We start from the raw sequence: 22,584 nt of genomic DNA on the forward strand, positions 1-22,584 counted from the left end.
GGCCCGAACGTGCTTTTCGCGCCAAACAACAAGGGGGGACACGCTGGCGACACGCCGAGACGAACCCTGACCGTTCAGTCTCCGCAGAGCTCCTGGGTCAGGTTCACGGGGTTTCCGTCGGGGTCGAACACGTGCGCAACGCGTTGTCCCCACGGCATGTCGTTCGACGGTCCCCGTACGCGCCCACCCGCTGGTTCGACCAGCGGCAGCAACGCGTCGACGTCCGGCACCCCGATGCTCAGCACGATCCGCGGCTGCCCGGGCTCGCCGGGGTCCTCGGCGACGAGCCCGAGCTCCCCGTCGCCGACTTTGAGCATCTTGAAGAACACCGGGCCGTCGTCCGGGTACCGCGACACCTCGGTCGCGCCGAGGACCTGCTCGTAGAACGCCTGCACCCGCTCGAGGTCCGGGGTCACGATGATGGGCTGGATCGCCATGGACTCCTCCTAGTCGTCCACAGAGATACGACCCGGCCGTCCAGAACTGATCGGTGCTCCGAACATCGGCAGCAGCTCCTCGACGTTCAGGAACGTCGTGACCCCCGTGACCAGCCCGCCGCGCACGTCGAGGAACACCAGCCCGAACGGCCGGTCCATGCCGGGCCGCATCTGCCAGTACGCGGGCGACGCGTTGGCCCGGACCGGCACCAGCCACGCGCCGGCGCACGGCGAGTCGGGGGCGTTCAGCACCACCGAGATCGGGCCGCGGCCCCGCAGCCACCAGCCGAACGGAGGCATCGACGTCGTGGCGTCCTCGTGCAGCAGCGCCACGAGAGTGCGCATGTCGTGGCGGTCGAACGCCTCGCAGTAGCGGCTCAGCAACGACTTTTGCACGGGGTCGGAAGGGTTCAGCGGCTCGCCGGGGTCGACGGTCCGCAACGTCGCCCGCGCCCGTTGCAGTGCGCTGTTCGCCGACGCGACCGAGATGTCCAGCAGGGTCGCGACCTCGGCAGCCGGCCAGGCCAGCACGTCGCGCAAAAGAAGCACGGCGCGCTGACGGGCCGGCAGGTGCTGCAACGCGGCCACGAACGCCAACCGGATCGTCTCGCGCCGAATCGCCTGGTCCTCGGGCAGCACCTTCGCGTCGGGCACGGGCTGCACGAAGACGCGCTCGGACAGGGGCGCGCCGATCTCGCCGCCGGACGGCCCCAGGTCGATGGCCAACGCGCGCCGCTGGGCGCTGCGCTGCATGTCGATGCAGATGTTGGTGGCGATGCGGTACAGCCAGGTGCGCAGCGACGCGCGCGACGAGTCGTAGCTGTCGTAGGCCTTCCACGCGCGCACGAGCGTCTCCTGCACGGCGTCTTCGGCCTCGAAGCCGGAGCCGAGCATGCGGTAGCAGTACCCGGTCAGCTCGACTCGGAACGGCTCCAGCGTCTCGATCACGATCCGACCCTACGCGGACAGCTGTCGACCAGCGACTATGGTCTCTGCCATACTCCAGAGTCCGGGAGGAGGTGTGATGAGCAGGCGCGGCACCAAGCAGCGGATGCTGGACAGCGCTGTGCTGCTGCTGCGGGAACGCGGCGCGGCCGGTGTCACGGTCGACGCGGTGCTGGCGCACAGCGGTGCGCCGCGCGGGTCCGTGTACCACCACTTCCCCGGCGGCCGGAACGAGATGGTCCTGGGCGCGATCCGCCAGGCAGGGGACTACATCGCCACGATGGTCCGCGAGTCGGCGGAGGCGGAAGGCGGCGCGCGGCAGATGGTGGACCGCCTCGTCGCCTTCTGGAAGCGGGCGCTGACCAAGACCGACTTCCGGGCGGGCTGCCCCGTCGCCGCGGTGGCGATGGACAGCCGCGACCTCGTCCCCGACGCCGGTGACGTGGTGCGGGACATCTTCGCCCAGTGGCAGGCAGGCCTGGCCGGGGCGTTCGAGGAGAGCGGTTTCGCGGCACCACGCGCCCAGCGGCTGGCGACGCTGGTCGTGTCGGCGATCGAGGGCGCGATCATCCTGTGCCGCGCGCACCGCGACCTGGGCCCGCTGGACGACGTGTTGACCGAGATCGCGCCCCTGCTGGAGCGACGAGACTAGGAGCCTGGCCCATGTGGAAACCCAGCGCCTGCATCCTCTGCGAGTGCAACTGCGGGATCGAGATCCTCGTCGGTGACGACGGCCGGTCGTTCGACAAGATCCGCGGCGACAAGCTCCACCCCGCGTCGGCCGGCTACACCTGCAACAAGGCGCTGCGTCTCGACCTGCACCAGAACGGCAACACCGGCCGGATCACCCGTCCGCTGCGGCGGCGGCCCGACGGCGGCTTCGAGGAGATCGACTGGGACACCGCGATCAGCGAGATCGCGGCACGTCTGGGCGAGGTCCGCGACACCTTCGGCGGGGAAACGATCTTCTACTACGGTGGCGGCGGTCAAGGGAACCACCTCGGTGGCGCCTACTCGCCCGCCACGTTGGCGGCCTTCGGTGCCCGCTACCGCTCGTCCGCGCTCGCGCAGGAGAAGACCGGCGAGTTCTGGGTCAACGCCCGCGTGCTCGGCAGCATGACCCGCGCGGACTTCGAGCACTGCGAGGTCGCGCTGTTCGTCGGCAAGAACCCCTACCAGTCGCACGGCTTCCCGCGCGCCCGCTCGGTGCTCAAGGACATCGCCAAGGACCCGGCCAGGTCGATGATCGTGATCGACCCGGTGCGGACCGAGACGGCGGAGCTGGCCGACTTCCACCTCCAGGTCCGGCCCGGTACCGACCTCTACCTGCTCACCGCGCTGGCCGCGGTGCTCGTGCAGGAGGACCTGATCGCCGCGGACTGGCTCGCCGAGCACGCGGACGGCCTCGACGCCGTCACCGCCGTCCTGCGCGAGGTTCCGGTCACCGACTACTGCGCCGTCGCCGACGTCGAGGAAACGCTGGTGCGGGCCGTCGCCGCCCGGATCGCCGCCGCCGGGTCCGTGGCGGTGTTCGAGGACCTCGGCGTCCAGATGAACCGCGACTCCACGCTCGTCAGCTACGTGGAGAAACTCGTCTGGCTGCTCACCGGCAACTTCGGCAAGCCGGGCACCCAGTACGTGCCCTCCAGCCTGGTGCCGATCGGCCGCGACCGCGGGTACGCCGACGGCGAGGGCCCGCGCAGCCCGGTCGCGGGCGCACGGATCATCAGCGGTCTCGTGCCGTGCAACGTGATCGCCGAGGAGATCCTCACCGACCACCCTGCCCGCTACCGGGCGATGCTGGTCGAGAGCGCGAACCCCGCGCACTCCCTGGCCGACTCGGCGCGCATGCGGGAGGCGCTCGCCGCGCTGGAGCTCGTGGTCGTCATCGACGTCGCCATGACCGAGACCGCACGCCTGGCCGACTACGTGCTGCCCGCGCCGACGCAGTTCGAGAAGTTCGAGGCCACGTTCTTCAACTTCGACTTCCCTCGCAACATCTTCCACCTGCGGCACCCCGTCGTGGCCGCGCCGGACGGCGTGCTGCCCGAACCGGAGATCCACGCCCGGCTCGTCGAGGCGTCGGGTGCGCTCACCGAGGACGACTATGCGCCGTTGCGTGCCGCTGCGGCGGCGGGACGCGCCGAGTTCGCCCAGGCGTTCCTCGCGGTGCTCGCGGACCCGGCGAAGCGGCGGTTCGCGTCCGTGCTGCTGTACCGCACCCTCGGGCCGACGCTGCCGCACGACGCGTCAGCGGCCGCCGTGCTGTGGATGGCCGCGCACGAGTGCGCCCGCAAGAACCCGGCCGGCGTCGAGAAGGCGGGCTACGGCTCCGGAATCACGGCGGGCGAACGGCTCTTCGAGGCGATCGTCAACGGCCCGCACGGCGTGCACATCACCGACGACGAGTACGACGCGTCGTGGCAGCGCCTTCCCAAAACCCGGATCAATTTGGACGTGCCGGAACTGCTGACCGCGGTCGCCGCACTGCGGGACAGGCCGGTTCCGGGGCAGGACCTGGACTGGCCGTTCGTGCTGTCGGCGGGAGAGCGGCGCGCGTTCACGGCCAACACCATCATGCGCGACCCCAGCTGGCGGCGGCGCGACCCGGACGGCCGTCTGCGCATGAGCGTCACCGACGCGACGCGGCTGGGTGTCACGACGGGCGACAGGGTCAGGCTCACGACCCGTCGCGGCAGCGCGGAGGTGTCGGTGGACGCCACGGACACCATGCGCCCCGGCCACATCTCGCTTCCCAACGGCCTCGGGCTCACGGTGGGGGAACGCACGGGCGTCGCCCCGAACGAGCTGACGGCCGCGGAGGACCGCGACGAGTGGGCGGGAACTCCCTGGCACAAGCACGTGCCGGCCAGGCTCGAACCGCTCGGACCGGACCGATGAGTTTCGCCGCGCCGGTCCGTAAGTAGGGCATGACAGAAGACATCATGGCCGCGGTGGCGGCGGAACGGCGTGACCAGGCGGAACTCCTGAGCGGCCTCACCGAGGAGCAGTGGGACGCGCCCAGCCTGTGCGAGGGCTGGACCGTGAAGCACGTCATCGCGCACACGACGCTGCCGTTCCGCAGCTCGGGCGCCCGCGTGCTGCTGGAGATGCTGAAGTCGGGCGGCAGGTTCAACCACGCGTCCAACCGCATGGCCCGCAAGGACGCCACCCTGCCGACCGGCCACCTCCTCAACGCCCTCAAGGCCAACATCGACCACCCCTGGACGCCACCGGGCGGCGGCCTGGCCGGGGCGCTGTCGCACGACGTCATCCACGGCCTGGACATCACGGTCGCGCTCGGCATCGACCGCGAGGTGCCGGCAGAGCGACTCAGGATCGTCCTCGGCGGCGTGAGCCGGCGTCACGTCAAGTACTTCGGTGCCGACCTCGACGGCAAGCGGCTGGAGGCGACGGACCTCGACTGGACGTTCGGCGAGGGCGAGCCGGTGCGGCGGCCCGCTCAGGAGTTGCTGCTGCTCGTCTGCGGACGCCGTTTGCCGGTGGGCTGACCGATCATCTCGTCGCGCACCCGTGCCGTCGCCTCGGTGGTGGTGCTCAGGAAGCTCGCCACGACCTCGCGGTCGGCGGGGCTGAGCCGTTCCCACGCCTGGGAGTACTCGCGGGCCAGCGGCTGGAAGAACGTCGCGGCGAGCGCCTGCGCGTCGGCGAGGACCCGCAGCTCGACGCGGCGGCGGTCGTCGGGGTCGCGTTCGCGGACCACGTGACCGGCTCTGGCCAGCCGGTCCAGCACGGACGTCGTCGCGGAGGCGCTGAGGTTGAGCGCCTTCGCGAGCGCGCCGGGGGTCATGGGGGAGCGGGCCGTCATGATCAGGTTCAGGGCTGTCATGTCGGTGGTGTGCAGCTCGTGCGCCGCGCTGAAGATCTCCAGAAAACGGTTGGACTCCATGACCAACGCGCGCACCAGCATGCTCAGGTCGTAGTCACTTGCGTCGCTCACCGTGTCAGCATACTGTTTCGACCATCGAAACGTTCGACGATCGAAGGAATGACTGATGCGAGTCCTCGCCGGGGTCCTGCTCGTGGTCTGGCTTGCGCTGGGCGGCTTCACCGGGCCGTACGCGGGCAAGCTGTCGGAGGTCTCGGAGAACGACAGCAGTGCGTTCCTGCCGAACTCCGCCGAGTCCACGCAGGTCGCGGAGCTGCAGAAGAAGTTCCAGCGCACCAACGCGATCCCGGCGATCGTCGTGGTCGAACGGTCCGGCGGACTGACCGAAGAGGACAGGAAGTTCCTCGCCGACCGAGGCAAGGGCTTCCAGGCGTCGCCGGTGATCCCCGCGCCCAACGACAAGGACGCCGCCCAGATCGTCGTGCTGCTCGACCCCGCGAAGGAGGTCCGCGACTCGGTCGTGCAGCTGCGCGACGGCGCGCGTGGCGCTCCGGCGGGGCTGACGGTGCTGGTCACCGGGCCTGCCGCGCAGGTCGCCGACCTCGTCGAAGCGTTCGGCGGGATCGACGGGTTGCTGCTGATCGTCGCGGGCGCGGTGGTCGCGTTGATCCTGCTCGTGGTCTACCGCAGTCCGCTGTTGCCGGTCGTCGTGCTCGTGTCGGCGGTGTTCGCGCTCGGACTGGCCAGTTTCGTCGTGTACCTGCTCGCCAAGAACGACGTGCTGGCGCTCAACGGCCAGAGTCAGGGCATTCTCTCGATCCTCGTGTTCGGCGCGGCGACGGACTACGCGTTGTTGCTCGTGTCGAGGTTCCGCGAGGAACTGCGTGACACCGAGGACAAGTACACGGCGATCCGCACGGCCTGGCGCGGCACTGTCGAGCCCATCGCGGCGTCGGCGGGGACGGTGATCCTCGGCGTGCTGTGCCTGCTGTTCAGCGACCTCGACTCCAACAAGGGGCTCGGGCCGGTCGCGGCCATCGGCATCGGCGCGGCGTTGCTGACCACGATGACGTTCCTGCCCGCGACGCTCGCGCTGATCGGACGCGGCGCGTTCTGGCCGTTCTCCCCGAAGCTCGGCTCGCCGCACCCGGAGACGACCGGCCTCTGGGGACGCGTGGCCGGGCTGGTGCGCCGCAGGCCGCGGACGATCTGGATCGTCACGGCGCTGGTGCTGCTCGCCGGCGCGGCGTTCCTGCCGCAGCTCAAGGCGTCCGGCACCGCCCAGTCCGACGTGTTCCTGACCGAGGTCGAGTCCGTTGCGGGGCAGGAGGTCCTGTCGAGGCACTTCCCCGGCGGCACCGGCTCACCGACCGTGATCATCGCGCCCGAGGGCAGGACCGCCGAGGTGCTGGAGAAGTCCAAGGTGGACGGCGTGGCCGACGTCAGGCCCAGCGGCACCGCGGAAGGCCTGGTCCGCGTCGAAGCCACGCTGAAGGACGCGCCTGACTCGGACGCGGCGGTCGCGACGGTTGAGCGCATTCGTGCGGCGGTGCACGGGATCGACGATGCGAAGGTCGGTGGGCAGACTGCGACGTTGCTCGACACCAGGGCGACGTCCGAGCACGACCGGTTGCTCATCATCCCGATCGTGCTGGTCGTGATCTTCCTGGTGCTGGCGCTGCTGCTGCGGTCGTTGCTCGCGCCGTTGCTGCTGATCGCGACGGTCGTGCTGTCGTTCGCGGCCACGATGGGCGTCTCGGCGCTGGTGTTCAACCACGTCTTCGACTTCCCCGGCTCCGACCCGGTGGTGCCGCTGTTCGGGTTCGTGTTCCTGGTGGCACTGGGCATCGACTACAACATCTTCCTGATGACCAGGGTCCGCGAGGAGACGCAGCGACTAGGCACGGTCGAGGGGACCCTGCGCGGTCTCAGCCTGACCGGCGGCGTGATCACATCGGCCGGTGTGGTGCTGGCGGCGACGTTCGCCGCGCTCGCCGTGCTGCCGATCCTGTTCCTCACGCAGATCGCGTTCATCGTGGCGTTCGGTGTCCTGCTCGACACGTTGCTGGTGCGGTCGTTGCTCGTGCCGGCGTTGTCGGTGGACATCGGCGGGCGAATCTGGTGGCCGTCGAAGCTGCGGTGAGCCAGGATCGCGGGCATGACTTTCACGGCACGTCAGCTCAACCGCGCCACGCTCGACCGGCAGATGCTGCTGCGGCGTGAACCGGTCGACGTCGTGACCGCCGTGGACAGGATCGTGGCGATCCAGGCGCAGGAGCCGGCGTCACCGTACATCGCGCTGTGGAACCGGATCGAGGGCTTCGACCCCGCGGACCTGGACGAGGCGTTCACCAGCGGGGTGGTCCGCAAGGCGTCGCTGATGCGGCTCACCCTGCACGCCGTCACGGCGGCCGACCGGGAGGTGTTCCACCACGCGATGCTGCCCGCGTTGCGCGCCTCCCGGCTGTACGACAAGCGGTTCAAGGGCATGGACATCACGGTCGAGCAGGCCGACGCGTTGCTGGAGCACCTGCTGGAGTTCGCGCGGACACCCCGCCAGAAGGCGGAGGTCGAGGAACTGCTGCACTCGCACGTCGGCGACGTCGGGCAGCCCGGCGTCTGGTGGGCGCTGCGCACCTACGCCGGGCTCGTGCACGCTCCGACCGGCGGGCCGTGGTCGTTCGGGCTGCGACCGGCCTACCAGTCCGTCACGACCGAGCCGCGGGAACAGCTGGAGTGCCTGGCCGAGCTGCTGCGCCGCTACCTGACGGGGTTCGGGCCCGCGACCGTGCTCGACATGAACCAGTTCTGCATGTTGCCGCGCGGTGCCATCCGGGAGGCGCTGGAGCTGGTCGACGTGGTGAAGGACGGCGACCACCACGACGTTCCAAATCGGACAATCCCGGACGAAGACACCCCGGCACCGCCACGGCTGATGGCCATGTGGGACAGCACGTTGCTCGCCTACGCCGACCGCAGCCGCATCATCCCCGAGCAGTACCGCAAAGTAGTCATCCGCAACAACGGCGACACCCTGCCGACGCTGCTCGTCGACGGCCACGTGGCAGGGGTCTGGCGTACGACCGAGGACGGAAGCGTTGAAGCGACGGCTTTTCACGCGTTGAGGGACGACGACTGGGACGGGCTGGCGCAGGAGGCGGCCGAGCTCCGCAAGCTCCTCGGCGACCGCGAACCGCAGGTCTACAAGCGTTACGCACGGTGGTGGAGCGGCCTTCCGGCCCACGACGTTCGTATTCTGTGAATACGTCAAGATCCACAAAGGACCTATGCGTGAGTCACTATTCCTCCACCCTGCATGGAGGAAAGCTCAATGTTCCAAACGAAAAAGCGCGTCCACGCCGCCCTCACGGCCGGCCTGCTCGCAGCGGGCGCGATCACCCTGCTCGGTGGCTCTCCCGCCGCGACCGCGTCCGGTGACTCGGTCATGTGCGCGGACGAGCACGCCACGGCCCGTGCGCTGCCCGGCAGCCACGGCCAGGAGCGCAACGAGGTCAGCGACGCCGAGGCGGCTCGGATGAACGCCGACCTGCGCAAGAAGATCGCGGAGAAGGCGCTCAACCGCGCCGATCTCTCCGCGGCGGCGGTGGGTGGCACGATCCCCGTCGTGTTCCACGTCGTCACCGGCACGGGCGGGGTCGGAGCGATCTCCGACGCCACCATCGCCAAGCAGATCGAGGTCCTGAACCAGGGCTTCGCCGGCGCCGAGCTCCAGGGCACGGCCGCCAACACCGGGTTCAAGTTCGTGCTGCAGGAGACCAAGCGCTGGTCGAACAACACCTGGTTCACCGGCGTGGACACCGCGTCGACGGAACGGGCGATGAAGACGGCCACGCGCGTGGGCACGGCCTCGACGCTCAACGTGTGGTCGACCGACACCAGCAACCTCGGGTTCGCGACGTTCCCGAGCTGGTACGCGGGTGACCCGAAGATGGACGGCGTGGTCATCAAGTACACGAGCGTTCCGGGCGGTTCGGCGACGAACTTCAACCTGGGCAAGACGCTCACGCACGAGACCGGTCACTGGATGGGCCTCTGGCACACCTTCCAGGGCGGCTGCACCTCGACCAACGACGAGGTTGCCGACACGCCGGCGCAGAAGAGCTCCACCTCGGGGTGCCCGGAAGGCCGCGACTCCTGCCGTCTGGCGGGTCTCGACCCGATCCACAACTACATGGATTACTCGTACGACTCCTGCTACAACCAGTTCACCAACGGCCAGAACAACCGCATGCAGAGCGCCTGGACGGCGTACCGCAGCGGCAAGTGATCTGACGTGACGAGGGGGCACCGCTTTCGGGTGGTGCCCCTTTCGTGTGCGCGGAAATCTTCAGACCTGCGCGGCGATTCTGCGGGCGCGGTCCAGCTCCCGCTGGAGGCGTCCGGGGTCACGGGGCCGAGTTCCGCGTGCAGGGCAAGGGATTCGGCGATCAGGCACTACCAGTTGCAGGCGGTGTCCGGCTCGCAGCACGGCGCCAGGAACCGGCAACTCGGGCAGATCCACTTGGAACCGTTGCCGTAGGGCCGCAGGTCGTCGGACTCGCACTGCGGGCACTGGGGCAGTTGGACGGTCTTCTTCGCCGGCTCGGTCACGCCGACACCGTACTTCAGTTGTGGTCGATCACCAGGTCGGCACGACGGGCCGGATCGCAGGTGGCGAAGTACAGCCGCTGCCCTTCGACGTACCGGCGGTTGCGCGGGTCGTCCGGGTCGGGCGGACTGCCGTCGCGCAACGCCATGCGCCCCACCGACACCGCGAAGTCGACGGACAGGAACACCGAGAAGTCCCAGTGGTCCACGAGTTCGTCGCGGTGCAGGAAGATCCCGTCCACCAGCAGGAGCGCGGACGGTGGCGCGACCTCGGCCTCGGCGTCCACGTACTCGTCGGTGGCCAGGTCGTGGCTCGCGCGCCGGAACGGCCGCCCGGCCGCGAACGGCGTGAGCAGGTAGTCGGTGAACCGCTCGTAGTCGAAGCTGTCCAGGAAGAACCCCTCCGGCGACATCCGGCCTCGCTGCCAGCGACGAGCGCGCGGGTGGTGGAAGTCGTCCACCGACGCGCGCACCACGGCACGGCCCTGCGCCCGCAACACCGAGGCGAGCTCGTCGCAGAACGTCGTCTTGCCCGCGCCGTCCACCCCGTCGACCGCGACCAGGCCCTTCGCGGGGAGCAGCGCGGCGACCTCCTTCAGCACCGTCACCGATCGACGATCTCACACACCGTCACCCGCGCTGGCCCCATCGGATGAGACCCACGTCTCCCCGGCCTCAAGAACGCGTAAACGCCGGGCCTGACGCCGTAAGGACGTTGTCAGGCATCGCCTGGTCAGGGGTTTCCTGATGCACGCTTCCGAGCGTCAACAAGAAGCCTTGTCGTTGAAGGGAGCGGCGTCATGGCCGACCTGGCCTACGCGTTGCTGCTGATCGGGTGTTTCGTCGTGCTGGGCCTGACGGTGCGCGGACTGGAGAAGTTGTGAGCGGCACGGGTGTCGTCGCGAACGCCGTCGCGGGCGTGATCGCGTTGCTGCTGATCGTCTACCTGTTCGTCGCGCTCGTCAGGCCGGAGAAGTTCTGATGTCACCTCTCGTGGCCGGCCTGGTTCAGGTCGGCGTTCTCGTCGCGGCCCTCGCGGTCGCGTACCGCCCCCTCGGCGACCACATGGCCAGGGTCTTCACGGCCAGGAGCCACTCGAAGCTGGAACGCGCGATCTACCGGTTCGCGCGGATCGACCCCGACGCCGAGCAGAAGTGGAGCACTTACGCGTACGGCGTGCTGGGTTTCTCGTTCGCTGGAATCGTGTTCCTGTACGTGATCCAGCGAGTCCAGTCGTTGCTGCCCTTCGACTTCGGCCGCGGTGACGTCGGGCCGGGCATGGCGTTCAACACCGCCGTCAGCTTCGTCACCAACACGAACTGGCAGTCGTACGTGCCGGAGACCGTGATGGGCCACACGGTCCAGATGATCGGGCTGACCGTGCAGAACTTCGTGTCGGCGGCGGTGGGACTGGCGGTGGCGGTCGCGCTGGTCCGCGGGTTCGTCCGGCACCGGACCGACAGGCTCGGCAACTTCTGGGTCGACCTCACCCGCGGCACCGTGAGGATCCTGCTGCCGATCGCGTTCGTCGCGGCCCTCGTGCTGATCGTCATGGGTGTCACGATGTCGCTCAGGTCCGGTGTGGACGTCGACGGTCAGGTCGTCGCGAACGCCCCGGTCGCCAGCCAGGAAGCCATCAAGGAGCTCGGCACCAACGGCGGCGGTGTGCTCAACGCGAACTCGGCGCACCCGTTCGAGAACCCGAACGAGTGGTCGAACCTGTTCGAGATCTTCCTGCTGCTGGTGGTCCCTGTTGCGCTGACCCGCACGTTCGGGCAGCTCGTGGGCGAGCGGAAGCAGGGTTACGTCCTCCTCGGTGTCATGGGCACCATCTGGGCCGCGATGCTGGCGGTGATCTGGGGCGCCGAAGCCGCGGGCCTGAGGCCGTTGGAGGGCAAGGAGCTCCGGTTCGGCATCGCGGGCAGCGCGCTCTTCGCCAACTCCACCACCGGCACGTCGACCGGCGCGGTGAACTCCTGGCACGACAGCTACACCGGGCTCGGCGGCGGCGGCACGTTGCTGAACATGCTGTTCGGCGAGATGACGCCGGGCGGTGTCGGTACAGGCCTCTACAGCATCCTGGTGATGGCGATCATCGCGATGTTCCTGGCGGGGCTGATGGTCGGCCGCACGCCCGAGTACCTGGGCAAGAAGCTGGGACGCAAGGAGGTGACGGCCGCCGCGGTGTCGATCCTCGCGATGCCGGCGGTGTTGCTGATCGGCGCGGGTATCGCGGCGATCCTCCCGAGCACGCCGAGTGCGTTGAACAACCCGGGAGCGCACGGCCTGTCGGAGATCCTCTACGCGTACGCGTCGGCGTCGAACAACAACGGCAGTGCGTTCGGCGGCATCACGGTGACCAGCGACTGGTTCCAGTCGTCGCTGGGGCTGTGCATGCTGTTCGGCCGGTTCGTCCCGATCATCGCGGTGCTGGCGCTGGCGGGTTCCCTCGCGGCGCAGAAGAAGGTGCCGGTGACGGCGGGCACGCTGCCCACGACCGGGCCGCTGTTCGCGACGCTGCTCTCAGGCTCGATCGTGCTGGTCGCCGCGCTGACCTTCGTTCCCGCTCTCGCTCTCGGTCCCATCGCGGAGGCACTGCTGTGACCACCAAACCCGGCATCGCCGCCGCCGTTCCGGACGCGTTGCGGAAGCTCCACCCTCGCCACCAGCTCCGCAGCCCGGTCATGTTCGTCGTCTGGGTGGGTTCGGTGCTGGTCACCGTGTTCGCGGCGACCGACCCGAGCGTGTTCACCGTCGCCGTGGCGCTGTGGCTGTGGTTCACCGTGCTCTTCGGGAACCTCGCGGAGGCCGTCGCGGAAGGCCGCGGCAAGGCGCAGGCGGACTCGTTGCGCAGGACCAAGAAGGACGCCGTCGCGAGGATGCTGAACGGTGACGTCGTCGCAGGCACCGAGCTGAAGGTCGGCGACCTGGTCGTCGTGGAGGCGGGTGAGGTGATCCCCGGTGACGGTGACGTCGTCGAGGGCATCGCGACCGTCGACGAGTCCGCGATCACCGGCGAGTCCGCACCCGTGATCCGCGAGTCCGGAGGTGACCGGTGCGCGGTCACCGGCGGCACGACCGTGCTGTCCGACCGGATCGTCGTGCGGATCACGACCAAACCGGGTGAGTCCTTCGTGGACCGGATGATCGCGTTGGTCGAAGGCGCGCAACGGCAGAAGACGCCGAACGAGATCGCGTTGACGATCCTGCTGTCCACGTTGACGATCATCTTCGTGCTCGCTGTGGTGGCGTTGCAGCCGTTCGCGATCTACTCCGGCGGCGAGCAGTCGGTCGTCGTGCTGACCGCGCTGCTGGTCTGCCTGATCCCCACCACGATCGGCGCGCTGCTGTCCGCCATCGGCATCGCGGGCATGGACAGGCTGGTGCAGCGCAACGTGCTCGCGACCTCGGGCAAGGCGGTCGAGGCCGCCGGCGACATCGACACGTTGCTGCTCGACAAGACCGGCACGATCACGTGGGGCAACCGGCGCGCGACCGAGTTCATCCCGCTCGGCCCGGCGTCCCACGAGACGCTGGTGGCGGCCGCGCGGCTCGCGAGCCTGGCGGACGACACCCCGGAAGGCCGCAGCATCCTGGAGCTCGCGGGCGGCCAACCCGCGTCCGACCACGAGAAGACCGGCGAGTTCGTGCCGTTCACCGCGCAGACCCGCATGTCCGGCATCGACCTCGACGGTCGCGTCATCCGCAAGGGCGCGGCGTCCGCGTTCCAGCTCAGCGACACGGCCCGCGAGGTCGTGGACGACATCAGCGCGCAGGGCGGCACACCTCTCGTCGTAGCGGAGAACGGCACGGTCCTCGGCGTCATCCGGCTTTCGGACGTCGTGAAGCCCGGCATGAAGGAACGGTTCGCCGAGCTGCGCGCGATGGGCATCCGCACGGTCATGGTCACCGGCGACAACCCGTTGACCGCCAAGGCCATCGCGGAGGAAGCGGGCGTCGACGACTTCCTCGCCGAGGCGAAGCCCGAGGACAAGATGGCCCTGATCCGCAAGGAGCAGGAGGGCGGCCGGCTCGTCGCCATGACCGGTGACGGCACGAACGACGCGCCCGCGCTGGCCCAGGCGGACGTCGGCGTCGCGATGAACACCGGCACTTCGGCCGCGAAGGAGGCCGGCAACATGGTCGACCTCGACTCGGACCCGACCAAGCTCATCGAGATCGTGGAGATCGGCAAGCAGCTGCTGATCACCCGCGGTGCGCTCACGACGTTCTCCGTGGCGAACGACCTGGCGAAGTACTTCGCGATCCTGCCGGCCATGTTCGCGGCGATCTACCCGGCGCTCGACAAGCTGAACATCATGCACCTCGCGACACCGAAGTCCGCGATCCTGTCGGCGGTGATCTTCAACGCGGTGATCATCGTGGCGCTGATCCCGCTGGCTCTGAAGGGCGTCCGATACCGGCCGTCCAGCGCCTCGGCGTTGCTGCGGCGCAACCTGCTGATCTACGGCCTGGGCGGCGTCGTGACGCCGTTCGCCGGGATCTGGCTGATCGACCTGCTCGTGCGACTCATCCCGGGGATCGGCTGACATGGACAACTTTCTGAAGCAGTCGTGGGCGGGTCTGCGGATCCTGCTCGCGCTCACCGTGCTCCTCGGCGTGCTCTACCCGCTGACGGTGTGGGGCGTGTCCCGCCTGCCGGGCCTGCGCGCCAACGCCGAGGCGCAGGACACGACGCTGGTGGCGGTCGTCCGCGAGGGCGACCGGTACTTCCAGCCACGTCCGTCCGCGGCGACGCTGCCCGCGTCCGGCGGCTCGAACAAGAGCGAGCTGAACACCGACTACGACAAGGTCGTCGCCGAACGCCGCACCGCCGTGGCACAACGCGAGGGCGTGCCGGAGATCGACGTGCCGCAGGACGCGGTGACCGCGTCGGCGTCCGGCCTCGACCCGGACATCAGCCCGGACTACGCGGCGTTGCAGGTGCCCCGCGTGGCCCGCGCGTCCGGCCTCACCGTGGAGAAGGTGCGCGAGCTGGTCGCTGCCAACACCTCTGGCACTTTCGTGACCACCGTCAACGTGACCGCGCTGAACCGTGCCGTAGATAGCGCAATCCGATGACCTCCGTACTGGTGGTTGACGACGAACCGCAGATCGTGCGCGCGTTGAGGATCAACCTCAGCGCACGGGGCTACGACGTGATGACGGCCTACGACGGCAAATCCGCCCTGGGCGTCGCCGTGGAGGGCAAGCCGGACGTGGTCGTGCTGGACCTCGGCCTGCCCGACATCGACGGCGTGGAGGTGATCGCGGGCCTGCGCGGCTGGTCGACGATCCCGATCATCGTGCTGTCCGCGCGCACGGACTCCTCGGCCAAGGTCGAGGCCCTGGACGCGGGTGCCGACGACTACGTCACCAAGCCGTTCGGGATGGACGAGCTCCTGGCCAGGCTGCGCGCGGCCGTGCGGCGGGGTCTGGCGCGTGAGGCAGGGGATCCCGTGGTCGAGACGTCGTCGTTCGTCGTGGACCTGGCGGCGAAGAAGGTGCAGCGAGACGGCCGCGAGGTCCACCTGACGCCGACCGAGTGGGGACTGGTGGAGGTCCTCGCGCGCAATCCGGGGCGTCTCGTGTCGCAGAAGCAGCTGCTGCAGGAGGTGTGGGGACCTATGCACGTCAACGAGTCCCAGTACCTGCGGGTGTACTTCGCGCAGTTGCGGCGGAAGCTGGAGGACGACGCCGCCCATCCGCGTCACCTCATCACCGAACCCGGGATGGGGTACCGGCTGGAGCTCTGACGCGGCACCCGTGACCTGGGTTACGGCGCTCGTCAGGATCGCGTCAAGGTGAGGGTTGCCCGTGTCAGGGTCTCGTCCGGGACCTGGGCACGGGCTCCCGTCAGGCGTGTGCTGGACGCATGACGCTCGCGGAGTTGTTGCCCAGCACCGGATGTTCCATCGAGCCGGTGCTGGAGGAGGGTCTGTGGCCGGACGGGACTCACCTGGCCGGGTCGGACCTCGTCATCGGTGGAGTCGGCGCCACGCGGCTCGCTGCCCGGTTCGGCACGCCGTGCCAGGTGCTGGACGAGGCGACGGTGCGCAACCGCGCCAAGGCTTTCCTGCGTGCGCTGCCGGAGGCCGAGGTGGTGTTCGCCGGCAAGTCGTTGCCCTGCCCGGAGGTCTACCGGTGGATGGCCTCCGAAGGCCTGTCGCTGGACGTGTCCTCCGCCGGTGAGCTGGCCCTGGCCCGAGCCGCGGGCTTTCCGGGGCAGCGAATCGTCATGCACGGCAACGTGAAGACCGGCGAGGACCTCAAAGCCGCACTGCAGCACGGGGTGTCGCGGATCGTCGTCGACTCGTTCGACGAGATCGCCCAGCTCGGCGCCCTGTCCCGGCACGGCCAGGAGGTCATGATCCGGGTGACGCCCGGCGTGGACGCCCGCACCCACGCGGCCATCACGACGGGTGTCGAGGACCAGAAGTTCGGTTTCTCACTGGCTTCCGGCGCCGCGCTCGAGGCGATCCTGCGGGTCGTCGAGCAGCCGTCGCTCAGGCTCACCGGCCTGCACTGCCACATCGGGTCCCAGGTCCGGCACGTGGCGTCCTACGAGGAGACCGTGCGGCGCATGGTGGGTCTGATCGCGTCGTGCGGCGTGCGCGTCGAGCAACTCGACCTCGGTGGCGGCTTCTGCACGCCGTACCTGGCCGGCGAGTCGTCGTTCGACCTCTTCGGCTTCGCGCAACGGGTGCGGGGAACGCTGAACTACGAGTGCGCGCTGCACCGCGTACCGGTGCCGAAGCTGCTGATCGAGCCCGGCCGGTCCATCGTCGCGAACGCCGGCGTCACGCTGTACCGGGTCTGCGCGGTCAAGCGCGGTGTTCGGACCTTCGTGGCGGTTGACGGCGGCATGAGCGACAACCCGCGTCCCGCGTTGTACGGGGCGAAGTACGCGGTGCGGCTGGTCGGTCGCGGTGGCGCGCGAAAGCCCGTGACCGTGGTCGGGCGGCACTGCGAGGCCGGTGACGTGCTGGCCGAGGACGTGCCGCTGCCCGCCGACGTGCACGCGGGTGACCTGCTCGCGGTGCCGGTGACGGGGGCGTACCACCACGCGCTGGCGTCGAACTACAACCAGGTCGGCAGGCCACCGGTCGTCGCGGTGCGCGACGGCGTGGCGCGGCAGGTCGTGCGGCGGGAGACGGAGGAGGACCTGCTGCGCCGGTACGTTTGATCGTTCCGCCCCACGATCGAACATCTGTTCCCTAGAGTGGCGCGATGCACTCGTACGCCTACGTCGCCGACTCCCGGCTGGACGAGACGCGTCGCGCCCTGGGCCTGCAGACCTCCGGCGGCCGCGCGCCGAACCCGCGCTTCTTCACCGGATTCCTCGCCGACTCGCAGCAGGCCGCCACGGCGTTGCTCGCCATCGCGAAGATCGCGGGAACCCGCTACTTCCAGCCCACCACCGAACGCCTGCGCGACCCGGTAGTCACCTGCAACGGCGACAGGCTGCGGTTCGAGTCGTTCTCGGGCTGCTGCGGCGTGTACGCGCGGCTCGACGTGCTCAGCGGCGCGCTCGACGGCGAAGTGCACGACCGCGGCACCACGAACGTCGACGTCAACGAACCGCTGCGCCGGGCCCTCGCACGGGTGACCAAGGGCGATCCGCTGCACCTGACCGTCGGGCCGGACCAGGTCGAGGTCGGCACGCTCGACGGCGCGGTCGTCGAGAAGAAGGTCCCGCTGCCGCCGCGCTGGCTGCGCGGCTTCGCCGAGACCCAGGTGCTCACCTCGCGCTTCGACCTGAAGGCCGAGCTGAACCCCGCCGACGCCACGCGGTTCCTGCGCACGCTCCCCAAAGGACGAGCCGCGGTGTGGGCGGTGCCGTCCGGGAAGTCGTTGCGGCTCAGCGGAACCGCGTCCGCCAACGCCGTGTGCCTGGCCGGTCCGAACCGTCTCGAAACGCTCATCCCGTTGCTGCGCTTCGCCAAAGCCGTGAGGTTGTACGGCCCGCCCGCCGACGGCAAACCGGTCGCGAGCGGCTGGGAGGTCGACCTCGGCGCGCAACGGCTGACGCTCGTGCTTTCCCCGGAGGTCAGCCGCGGCCTGTCCGGTGAGGGCGCGGTCCTCGACGGCCTGGCCGCAGGGGACGCCGACACCGACGCCGAACTGATCGGCGCACTGCTCGACTTCGAACCCCGCGTGGACATCGCGGACCTCGCCGAACGGTCGGGGCTCACCGCCGGCCGGGTCAAGGACGCGTTGGCACAGCTCGGCACGGCCGGACGTGTGGGCTACGACCTCGCGGAAGCGTCCTACTTCCACCGCGAGCTGCCGTACGAGGGCACCGACATCCAGGCGATGAACCCCAGGCTGCGCAACGCGAGGGCGCTCGTCGAGCAGAACGCCGTCAGCTGGGACGGTGACACCGCGGTGGTCGGCGACTACCGGGTGAACGGCGACGCCTGCACGTGTCAGTGGTGGGCCGAATATCGGGGCGGGCGCGGGAAGTGCAAGCACGTGCTGGCGGCGGACATGGTCAGGAGCAAGGCATGACGTTCGACGAGATCCGTGAGCTGATCGAGGCGGACAAACCCGTGCCGCTCGCCGAAGCACTCCAGGCACTCACTGCGGAGCAGCGCAAGGAGCTCGCCAAAGACCTGATCGCGTTCGAGAAGAAGCACCGGGCGGGCGACCGGAGCTGGCACCACGGGCCGACGCTCGCCATCTCGGGCGCGGGGTTGTTGCAGAACGCGTCGACGCTCGCGCCGTGGCTGCTGCGCTATCAGATCTGGTGGCACCCGCAGTTCCCGAACAACGGCATCGCTGAGCTGATCGACGTGCTGCGGCGGCGGGACCTCGCGTGGATGCCGGAGCTGCTCGTGCGGCTCGCCGCGAAGATGCCGACGAGGGAGCTGCGCCGGTACGACCTGATGCGGGTGATCCTGGAGTTCTGCGGGGAGAACGCGCCGGACTCGGACGGGTTCCTGCTGCACTTCCTGAACGCCGGCGGCCACACCGGCTGGCGGCCGGGTTTCGACGTGCTGATCCCCCGTCTGCTCGAGGTCGTCGGTGCCGGCGTGAGCTTCGCGAACACCCGCGAATGGCCGTCCTTCCTGCGTGGCCGGGCCGACCGCACCGTGCTCTTCGACGGCTGCCTCGCGCGGCTCCAGCAAGGCGGCAGCGCCAAGGAGATGGAGGGTTTCCTGGCGCTGCACGAGGTTCTGCAGGTCACGCAGGACGAGGTGGCCGAGCACGCGCGGGACTACGTCGCGATGCTGCCGGACTCCCGTTCGACGGTAGCGACACTGGCCCAGGACCGGCTGAGGTCGTTGGACGAGGCGGGCAGGCTCGACTTCGACCTGCTGTGCGACGCGAGCCGGTGGGTGTTCGGGCGCACCGAGAAGAAGCTCGTCCGCGCCCAGCTCACCTGGCTCGGCAAGCACGCGAAGACCAGGCCGGACGAGGTGGTGCTCGTCGTCGCGGAACTGTTCGCGCACGAGTCGGACGACCTGCGAGGTCAGGCGGTCAAGCTCGTCGCCAAACACCTGGCCAAGATCAGCGCGGCCACTCGGGCCGAGCTTCTGGCATTGGCCGAGCAGCTGCCGGCGGACCTCGCCGCGCAACTCGGTGGCCAGGCGCTCGTGGAGGAAACCGTCGCACTGGCCCCGTTCACACCCCGTCCGTGGCCGGAACCGATCGCCACGCTCGACGAGCTGACCGGCGAGGTGCGGGCGCTGTTCGGCCGCAACGCCGGGCACGTCGAGGCGGTCACCGCGGAACGGATCATCGAGGCCGTGGTCCGGTTCGCCTGGCAGGACAGGGACGCGGTCGCCAAGGCGTTCGGGCCGATCTACGACAAGCACCCGTGGATCCAGAACCGCAACTCCTACTACAACGAGCACTCGAAGAGCGATCCCTGGTCCGAGCTGATCGCGATCATCGCCGCCGTGTCCGAACCGGCGACGTGGTCGGGGTCCATCGCGTCGTTGCTGGAATCCACCCGCAAGTGGCTGACGCAGCTCAAGCGGACACAGCCGGGTTCGATCAGCGACCAGCTCGCCCTGCGGTTGCGTGAGATCAGGAACGGCCTGGTGCACTCGCCGCGCCCGGCCCTGGTCTCGACCCCGACCGAGGCGTCCGGCCTGCTCGACGCCGCTACGTTGCTGGAACGGCTCGCCAAGGCCGACGCGGAGGGCTGGGAACCGTGGCCGCGCGACCTCGAACAGGCCTACCAGCGCCTTCCTCGCGACGTCGCACCCGAGGCTTTCGCGTCGTTGCCCGGCAACACGGGACGGCTGCTCCGCAGGTGGCTCGCCGACCGGACCGATCCGGTGGTCGCGCTGGCCGAGAAGATCCGCACCACCGCCGACTACGGCTACTACCGGCCGGCGGTGACCGAGAAACGGCTGCTCGCCACGGTCACGCCGGGCCTGCCCGATCCGGAGCAGCACTGGTACGGGTACGGCGACTGGGGTCCGCTGATCGAGTGGTGGCCGGCTGTCCTGCCCGCGCACCGCGACGTCGTGGCCGCACGCCTCGTGCCGCACTTCGCGAACCGGCTCTACTCGAAGGGCGGCAGCGACGGCCCGTTGCTGCCGATGCTCGCTGAAGCGGACGGCCCGACCGGCATCGGCATGGACCTGGCACTCGCCTACGGGCTCGGCGCCGAGCTCACGGTCAACCGCGCCCACGCCGTCGACGCCCTGCTGATCCTGGCCTCGCGCTCCCAGCTCGAAGGCAAGCCGCTGGGCGAGATCATCGGCCTCCTGGTGCACCGCGGCGAGCTCCCGCTGAACCGGGTGGTGCCGGGCCTGCGCGACGCCGCCCGGTCAGGCGCGCTGGAGCAGATCTGGGACGCCCTGGTGGCTCTCCTTCCGAAGCTGTGGACCCACAACCGGGTCGCGGACGTGATCGAGCTAGCCGTCGAACTGGCCCAGCAGCTCAAACCGGGCGGTGACGTGGAAGGACTCGCGGAGGTCGCGGCGCGCAAGGGTTCCAGCAAGGCGGTGGTGCAGGCGAAGAGGCTGGTGGCCGCCCTCAGCTAGCGAACACGGGGTAGTGGTCGGAGAAGTCCGTGAAGGTGTACTTGCGCCCCCACGACCAGATCGACCACTCAGGACTCTTCACCCGCCGCGTCTCGTTGCGCAGCACCGGTCCTTGAATGCTGAGTACGTAGTCGAGGTGCTCGGACGCGTACTCGGGCCCGTACTGGTCACGGCACACGCTGTTGTCCGCGCAGTCCCACGAGAACGGGTGCCCGCCGATCTCGGGCGTCGCCGCGCCCAGGTCGGCGACCATCCGCGGGAACTCGTCGCCGGCCTTGACGACGTTCATGTCACCGGCCACGTAGACGGGTTCGGACGCAGGGATGTTGCGGGCGGCCAGGAACGCCTTGATCTCGGCGCGCTGCTTGGTGCGGTACCCCGACGGCGCGCTGGTGCAGGAGGAGTCCTCGGCCTGCATGTGCGTGCCGATCACGTGCAACGGCCCGGACGGCGCGTCGATGCGCACGTACGCGAAACCCTTGTTGGAGAACCAGTCCGCGCCACACGCGTCCCGGTAGACGTGCTGAACCCGAGTGGTGATCGGCCACCGGCTCAGCACGGCGACCCCGCCGTCCTCGGGCGTCGATGAGCTGTACGCCCCGCTCGTGACGTCCCACCCGGCCGTGCTGCGGCCGAGGACCGGCGTCTGGTGCGGGTAGGTGTCGCGGAGGTTGGCGAGCAACCGGTCGGAGGCGGTGTTGTCGAACGCCTCCTGCAGCACGACCACGTCCTGGCCGTTCAGCACACCGGTGCTCTCGATCAGGTCGGCCCGCGCCACCTGACCCCAGTTCGGGTAGAGGTTCCGCGACAGCATGAAGACGTTGTAGGTGGCGATCTTCGGGGCGGCCGGGGCGGCGACCGCGGGTGTGGCCGGGATCGTGAGCGCGACGGCGGCGGCGAGCGTGATCAGGCGCATGAGGCCCGATGGTGAAGGACGTGAGAATTCTTCACAACCGGTTGAACGTGTCGGATCGATCAAGCGCGGGTGTGCCGGGTCTTCGAACTCGGCCGGGCAGTGTGGTCGCCTTGTGTTGGTGGTTGCGTGGGTCGTATGACGAGCTTTGGTTGCGTCATCGCCGCTTCGCGACGATTGCGATTGGGGCTTGACTTCGGGGCCCTTGCGAGGCGCTGTGTCGGGCGGAAAAGGTCGGATGCTCCGCACCCGCCCGATCCGAAAAGGCTAGCACCTCGCTCCCAAAGTCAAGCCCCAATCGCATTCGTGCGTGGTTGCGGTGGGTTGTTCGGCTCGCCTCATTACCGCTTGCCTGCGTTCGCAGAGCCCTGTACGGCTCGCCTTCGGCATCGTGTTCCGGGGTGGGGTCGGCTGGGTGATTCACTCGATTGTGTTCGACATTTCCCGTTATCTTGTTGTGATCTTGCGGTAGAGTAGAACACGTGATCGAAACCCGCCTCCTCTCCACCGACGAGCTGCTCCGCAGTCTTGTCGACGAGGTGACGGAAATCCGGGTCCGTGAAAATGCGGCGTTGCAGATGATTGCCGAGTTGGATCGGCGTGGGGCCGCGAGCGAGCTCGGGTACAGGAATCTGCCGCAGGTGTTGCGGCATGTTGTCCGCTGGGATCTGCACGTCGCCACACGGTGGATCGACACTGCCTTGTTGCTGACCAGCGAGATCACCCCGACCGGTAGTGAACTCGCCCCAGTGCTTCCGCTCACGGCAGAGGCGGTGGCCGAGGGCGCGTTGTCGGTCGAGCACGTGGCGGCGGTGGCCGCGGTGATGA

20 protein-coding genes and 1 pseudogene are annotated in these 22,584 nt (G+C 69.2%); 15 read left to right on the forward strand and 6 right to left on the reverse strand.

The genetic code is table 11. The features are described 5' to 3' along the window. Positions 1 to 74: 74 nt before the first annotated feature. A complete protein-coding gene (locus ACFOWZ_RS29830; protein ID WP_382377231.1) occupies positions 75 to 437 on the reverse strand; it encodes a VOC family protein in 363 nt (120 codons plus the stop codon). 9 nt (positions 438 to 446) lie between these two features. Continuing rightward, complete coding sequence (locus ACFOWZ_RS29835) at positions 447 to 1,385, reverse strand: RNA polymerase subunit sigma-70 (protein ID WP_382377232.1); 939 nt, start codon at positions 1,383 to 1,385, stop codon at positions 447 to 449. Between the two features lie 76 nt (positions 1,386 to 1,461). Here ACFOWZ_RS29835 and ACFOWZ_RS29840 point away from each other — a divergent pair, with 76 nt between their 5' ends. From ACFOWZ_RS29840 to ACFOWZ_RS29850, 3 genes are read left to right on the forward strand one after another with little or no spacing between them, the layout of a single operon-like run. After that, positions 1,462 to 2,034: a TetR/AcrR family transcriptional regulator gene (locus ACFOWZ_RS29840; RefSeq protein ID WP_382377233.1), complete on the forward strand. Its 573-nt coding sequence runs from the start codon at positions 1,462 to 1,464 to the stop codon at positions 2,032 to 2,034. An 11-nt stretch (positions 2,035 to 2,045) separates the two neighbouring features. Further along, the gene (locus tag ACFOWZ_RS29845) at positions 2,046 to 4,283 is read left to right on the forward strand and encodes a molybdopterin-dependent oxidoreductase (protein WP_382377234.1); all 2,238 of its coding nucleotides are present in this window, start codon (positions 2,046 to 2,048) and stop codon (positions 4,281 to 4,283) included. 29 nt (positions 4,284 to 4,312) lie between these two features. Beyond that, on the forward strand, positions 4,313 to 4,894 hold the full coding sequence (locus tag ACFOWZ_RS29850) for a maleylpyruvate isomerase family mycothiol-dependent enzyme (RefSeq protein WP_382377235.1): 582 nt from the start codon (positions 4,313 to 4,315) through the stop codon (positions 4,892 to 4,894). On the opposite strand, the gene ACFOWZ_RS29855 is transcribed toward ACFOWZ_RS29850, so the two are convergent. Next, positions 4,846 to 5,343, reverse strand: a complete 498-nt coding sequence (locus ACFOWZ_RS29855) for a MarR family winged helix-turn-helix transcriptional regulator (RefSeq protein ID WP_382377236.1) — start codon at positions 5,341 to 5,343, stop codon at positions 4,846 to 4,848. The genes ACFOWZ_RS29850 and ACFOWZ_RS29855 overlap by 49 nt on opposite strands. Before the next feature lie 55 nt (positions 5,344 to 5,398). Here ACFOWZ_RS29855 and ACFOWZ_RS29860 point away from each other — a divergent pair, with 55 nt between their 5' ends. The 3 genes from ACFOWZ_RS29860 to ACFOWZ_RS29870 all read left to right on the forward strand — a co-directional run bounded on the left by ACFOWZ_RS29860 (position 5,399) and on the right by ACFOWZ_RS29870 (position 9,520). Next, positions 5,399 to 7,375: an MMPL family transporter gene (locus ACFOWZ_RS29860; RefSeq protein WP_382377238.1), complete on the forward strand. Its 1,977-nt coding sequence runs from the start codon at positions 5,399 to 5,401 to the stop codon at positions 7,373 to 7,375. A gap of 15 nt (positions 7,376 to 7,390) precedes the next feature. Next, entirely contained in the window at positions 7,391 to 8,494 is a 1,104-nt protein-coding gene (locus ACFOWZ_RS29865) for a winged helix DNA-binding domain-containing protein (RefSeq protein WP_382377239.1), read from the forward strand. 69 nt (positions 8,495 to 8,563) lie between these two features. After that, positions 8,564 to 9,520 carry a zinc metalloprotease gene (locus ACFOWZ_RS29870; RefSeq protein WP_382377240.1) on the forward strand — a complete coding sequence of 319 codons (957 nt, stop codon included), beginning with the start codon at positions 8,564 to 8,566 and terminating at the stop codon, positions 9,518 to 9,520. 167 nt (positions 9,521 to 9,687) lie between these two features. Here ACFOWZ_RS29870 and ACFOWZ_RS29875 read toward each other — a convergent pair whose 3' ends face one another. Both ACFOWZ_RS29875 and ACFOWZ_RS29880 read right to left on the reverse strand, forming a co-directional pair. After that, on the reverse strand, positions 9,688 to 9,843 hold the full coding sequence (locus ACFOWZ_RS29875) for a hypothetical protein (RefSeq protein WP_382377241.1): 156 nt from the start codon (positions 9,841 to 9,843) through the stop codon (positions 9,688 to 9,690). A 14-nt stretch (positions 9,844 to 9,857) separates the two neighbouring features. Continuing rightward, the gene (locus tag ACFOWZ_RS29880; protein WP_382377242.1) at positions 9,858 to 10,448 is read right to left on the reverse strand and encodes a uridine kinase; all 591 of its coding nucleotides are present in this window, start codon (positions 10,446 to 10,448) and stop codon (positions 9,858 to 9,860) included. A gap of 272 nt (positions 10,449 to 10,720) precedes the next feature. Between ACFOWZ_RS29880 and kdpF the strand changes: the two genes are divergently transcribed. The 8 genes from kdpF to ACFOWZ_RS29920 all read left to right on the forward strand — a co-directional run bounded on the left by kdpF (position 10,721) and on the right by ACFOWZ_RS29920 (position 20,843). Then, positions 10,721 to 10,822 (forward strand): K(+)-transporting ATPase subunit F, encoded by a 102-nt coding sequence (kdpF, locus tag ACFOWZ_RS29885; protein ID WP_030470601.1) that lies wholly within the window; start codon positions 10,721 to 10,723, stop codon positions 10,820 to 10,822. Beyond that, positions 10,822 to 12,444, forward strand: coding sequence for a potassium-transporting ATPase subunit KdpA (kdpA, locus tag ACFOWZ_RS29890; protein ID WP_382377243.1), 1,623 nt, complete (start codon positions 10,822 to 10,824; stop codon positions 12,442 to 12,444). Before kdpF ends, kdpA begins: the two co-directional genes overlap by 1 nt. Continuing rightward, the gene (gene kdpB, locus ACFOWZ_RS29895; RefSeq protein ID WP_382377244.1) at positions 12,441 to 14,390 is read left to right on the forward strand and encodes a potassium-transporting ATPase subunit KdpB; all 1,950 of its coding nucleotides are present in this window, start codon (positions 12,441 to 12,443) and stop codon (positions 14,388 to 14,390) included. The genes kdpA and kdpB overlap by 4 nt, the downstream gene beginning before the upstream one ends. A 1-nt stretch (position 14,391) precedes the next feature. Beyond that, positions 14,392 to 14,922: a potassium-transporting ATPase subunit C gene (locus tag ACFOWZ_RS29900; RefSeq protein ID WP_382377245.1), complete on the forward strand. Its 531-nt coding sequence runs from the start codon at positions 14,392 to 14,394 to the stop codon at positions 14,920 to 14,922. After that, positions 14,919 to 15,596: a response regulator gene (locus ACFOWZ_RS29905; RefSeq protein ID WP_382377246.1), complete on the forward strand. Its 678-nt coding sequence runs from the start codon at positions 14,919 to 14,921 to the stop codon at positions 15,594 to 15,596. Before ACFOWZ_RS29900 ends, ACFOWZ_RS29905 begins: the two co-directional genes overlap by 4 nt. Before the next feature lie 119 nt (positions 15,597 to 15,715). Continuing rightward, on the forward strand, positions 15,716 to 17,026 hold the full coding sequence (gene lysA, locus ACFOWZ_RS29910) for a diaminopimelate decarboxylase (protein ID WP_382377247.1): 1,311 nt from the start codon (positions 15,716 to 15,718) through the stop codon (positions 17,024 to 17,026). 44 nt (positions 17,027 to 17,070) lie between these two features. Next, positions 17,071 to 18,351, forward strand: coding sequence for an SWIM zinc finger family protein (locus tag ACFOWZ_RS29915; RefSeq protein ID WP_382377248.1), 1,281 nt, complete (start codon positions 17,071 to 17,073; stop codon positions 18,349 to 18,351). Next, positions 18,348 to 20,843 carry a DUF6493 family protein gene (locus ACFOWZ_RS29920; protein ID WP_382377249.1) on the forward strand — a complete coding sequence of 832 codons (2,496 nt, stop codon included), beginning with the start codon at positions 18,348 to 18,350 and terminating at the stop codon, positions 20,841 to 20,843. The genes ACFOWZ_RS29915 and ACFOWZ_RS29920 overlap by 4 nt, the downstream gene beginning before the upstream one ends. Here ACFOWZ_RS29920 and sph read toward each other — a convergent pair. Then, on the reverse strand, positions 20,836 to 21,759 hold the full coding sequence (gene sph, locus ACFOWZ_RS29925; protein WP_382377250.1) for a sphingomyelin phosphodiesterase: 924 nt from the start codon (positions 21,757 to 21,759) through the stop codon (positions 20,836 to 20,838). The genes ACFOWZ_RS29920 and sph overlap by 8 nt on opposite strands. A 479-nt stretch (positions 21,760 to 22,238) precedes the next feature. On the opposite strand from sph, the pseudogene ACFOWZ_RS29930 reads away from it, so the two are divergent. Continuing rightward, positions 22,239 to 22,584, forward strand: a pseudogene (locus ACFOWZ_RS29930) (hypothetical protein); the annotation flags it as partial.

It is taken from the genome of Lentzea rhizosphaerae, from assembly GCF_042649515.1.
In the GTDB taxonomy this organism is placed as follows: Bacteria; Actinomycetota; Actinomycetes; order Mycobacteriales; family Pseudonocardiaceae; genus Lentzea; species Lentzea aerocolonigenes.

Excerpts from the sequence above, each read along its gene's own strand:
- ACFOWZ_RS29830 (WP_382377231.1), bottom strand. The coding sequence starts at position 437 with ATGGCGATCCAGCCCATCATCGTGACCCCGGACCTCGAGCGGGTGCAG.
- ACFOWZ_RS29840 (WP_382377233.1), top strand. The coding sequence starts at position 1,462 with ATGAGCAGGCGCGGCACCAAGCAGCGGATGCTGGACAGCGCTGTGCTG.
- ACFOWZ_RS29845 (WP_382377234.1), top strand. The coding sequence starts at position 2,046 with ATGTGGAAACCCAGCGCCTGCATCCTCTGCGAGTGCAACTGCGGGATC.
- ACFOWZ_RS29850 (WP_382377235.1), top strand. The coding sequence starts at position 4,313 with ATGACAGAAGACATCATGGCCGCGGTGGCGGCGGAACGGCGTGACCAG.
- ACFOWZ_RS29860 (WP_382377238.1), top strand. The coding sequence starts at position 5,399 with ATGCGAGTCCTCGCCGGGGTCCTGCTCGTGGTCTGGCTTGCGCTGGGC.
- ACFOWZ_RS29865 (WP_382377239.1), top strand. The coding sequence starts at position 7,391 with ATGACTTTCACGGCACGTCAGCTCAACCGCGCCACGCTCGACCGGCAG.
- ACFOWZ_RS29870 (WP_382377240.1), top strand. The coding sequence starts at position 8,564 with ATGTTCCAAACGAAAAAGCGCGTCCACGCCGCCCTCACGGCCGGCCTG.
- kdpA (WP_382377243.1), top strand. The coding sequence starts at position 10,822 with ATGTCACCTCTCGTGGCCGGCCTGGTTCAGGTCGGCGTTCTCGTCGCG.
- ACFOWZ_RS29900 (WP_382377245.1), top strand. The coding sequence starts at position 14,392 with ATGGACAACTTTCTGAAGCAGTCGTGGGCGGGTCTGCGGATCCTGCTC.
- ACFOWZ_RS29905 (WP_382377246.1), top strand. The coding sequence starts at position 14,919 with ATGACCTCCGTACTGGTGGTTGACGACGAACCGCAGATCGTGCGCGCG.
- lysA (WP_382377247.1), top strand. The coding sequence starts at position 15,716 with ATGACGCTCGCGGAGTTGTTGCCCAGCACCGGATGTTCCATCGAGCCG.
- ACFOWZ_RS29915 (WP_382377248.1), top strand. The coding sequence starts at position 17,071 with ATGCACTCGTACGCCTACGTCGCCGACTCCCGGCTGGACGAGACGCGT.
- ACFOWZ_RS29920 (WP_382377249.1), top strand. The coding sequence starts at position 18,348 with ATGACGTTCGACGAGATCCGTGAGCTGATCGAGGCGGACAAACCCGTG.
- sph (WP_382377250.1), bottom strand. The coding sequence starts at position 21,759 with ATGCGCCTGATCACGCTCGCCGCCGCCGTCGCGCTCACGATCCCGGCC.